Source organism: Caballeronia sp. SEWSISQ10-4 2, from assembly GCF_030464885.1.
GTDB lineage: Bacteria > Pseudomonadota > Gammaproteobacteria > Burkholderiales > Burkholderiaceae > Caballeronia.
The window spans coordinates 1-1,541 of the sequence record NZ_JALPRJ010000199.1; the positions used below are offsets into that span (position 1 = coordinate 1).

The window sequence follows — 1,541 nt, forward strand, 5'->3', positions numbered from 1 at the left end:
GCTTCGCCACCAGTGACTGAACCTGCCACAGGTTCACCCCGCGCTATCCGCGTACCACCACCGCAAGAAAAAAGCACGCAGACCGCGTAGCCAACCCACCACGAAATGAGGCAACCTGATCTGGTCCCCGAAAAGTGGACGCCATGAGGTTGATAATGAGCCTTGTGGAGGAAGCCATGAAATCAGGACCGAATCGGAGGTACACGGAGCAGTTTCGCACGGCGGCGGTTGAGCAGGTGATAGTGGGCCGGCGTGGACTGCGGGAGGTTGCGCGGAGTCTGGAGATGTCCGACAAGACGCTGGCGAACTGGGTGGGCAAGGCGCGTAAGGGGGAGGCGCTAGTCAAGCATGGGCAAGGGTCTCCGGTAACGGATCTCGAGGCTGAGAACGCGCGCCTGAAGCAGGAGAATGCACGGCTGCGAATGGAGAAAGAAATAATGAAAAAAGCAGCGGCGTACTTCGCGAGGGAGTCGCTGTGAGGTACGCCTGGATCGAGCGACACCGAGACGCTTACCCGGTCGGGTTGATGTGCGAATCGCTGGGCGTGTCGAAGAGCGGCTGGTACGCCGCACGCAGGCGTGCGCCGTCGCAACGGACTGTGGAAAACGCGAGTCTTGTTACACGGATGCAGTCATTGCAGCGGCGCCATCGCGGCCGCTACGGTCGCCGGCGCATGCATCGCGCCCTGCGCGGCGAAGTCGGCGTGATCAACGAGAAGCGGGACGGTCGTCTGATGCGTCAGCACGGTTTGCAAAGCAAGTTGCGTCGACGCTTCCGGGTTGTGACCACCGACTCCCGGCACGCGTATCCGGTAGCGCCCAACGTGCTGGCTCGCGACTTCGAGGCGAGTGCGCCCGACCGCAAGTGGCTGGTCGACCTGACCTTCGTGGCGACCGACGAAGGCTGGCTGTATCTGGCACTGGTGCTGGATCTGTTCAGTCGCAAATTCGTCGGCTGGGCGATGAGCGAGCGCATCGATGAAGACCTGGCACTGCAGGCGCTGGCCATGGCGCTGGACTGGCGCTGCCCCACGGGCGGGCTCATGCATCATTCTGACAGGGGATCGCAGTATGCGGCAAACGAGTACCGCAAGGTCCTCGCCGCACGCGGCATCACCGTCTCAATGAGCCGCAAAGCGAACTACTGGGATACTCACCGATGGAATCGGCCAATGGCACGGTGAAGGTCGAGTGCGTGTATGCAGAGCACTTCGCCACGCGCGAACAGGCCCGGTTGTCCATCACGGAGTACCTCGCGTACTACAACACTGAACGCCTGCATTCGTCGTTGGATTACGTGAGCCCGAGTGAATTCGAGCGGCGCCGGCGCGCCGGGAATAAATGCAAGGAGGAACCCGCGTCATAATGAGTGTCGAGTTACCCACCGCCGGCCGACGTCGTGGTCGTAACAGGCGACCCGCCGACCGGCCGTGGATAACTCTTGAAAGCCAGTTCATGGCGTCCACAAAATGGGTACCGGTCCAACCAGCACACGTGAGGCCGTCATGGTCTGGGGGTCATGGTGCTTGCCCGAGAGCGTTG

3 protein-coding genes are annotated in these 1,541 nt (G+C 61.8%); all 3 read left to right on the top strand.

Annotation, left to right across the window (positions count from 1 at the left end):
* Positions 1-176 precede the first annotated feature (176 nt).
* From M0D69_RS43570 to M0D69_RS43580, 3 genes are read left to right on the top strand one after another with little or no spacing between them, the layout of a single operon-like run.
* Complete coding sequence (locus tag M0D69_RS43570) at positions 177-479, top strand: transposase (RefSeq protein WP_301787971.1); 303 nt, start codon at positions 177-179, stop codon at positions 477-479.
* The gene (locus M0D69_RS43575; RefSeq protein WP_301787972.1) at positions 476-1,183 is read left to right on the top strand and encodes an IS3 family transposase; all 708 of its coding nucleotides are present in this window, start codon (positions 476-478) and stop codon (positions 1,181-1,183) included. Before M0D69_RS43570 ends, M0D69_RS43575 begins: the two co-directional genes overlap by 4 nt.
* A complete protein-coding gene (locus M0D69_RS43580; RefSeq protein ID WP_301787973.1) occupies positions 1,159-1,365 on the top strand; it encodes an IS3 family transposase in 207 nt (68 codons plus the stop codon). Before M0D69_RS43575 ends, M0D69_RS43580 begins: the two co-directional genes overlap by 25 nt.
* Positions 1,366-1,541: the final 176 nt, after the last annotated feature.

Bases quoted from the DNA above. Each gene is read 5' to 3' on its own strand.
- M0D69_RS43570 (WP_301787971.1), top strand. From the start codon at position 177: ATGAAATCAGGACCGAATCGGAGGTACACGGAGCAGTTTCGCACGGCG.
- M0D69_RS43580 (WP_301787973.1), top strand. From the start codon at position 1,159: ATGGAATCGGCCAATGGCACGGTGAAGGTCGAGTGCGTGTATGCAGAG.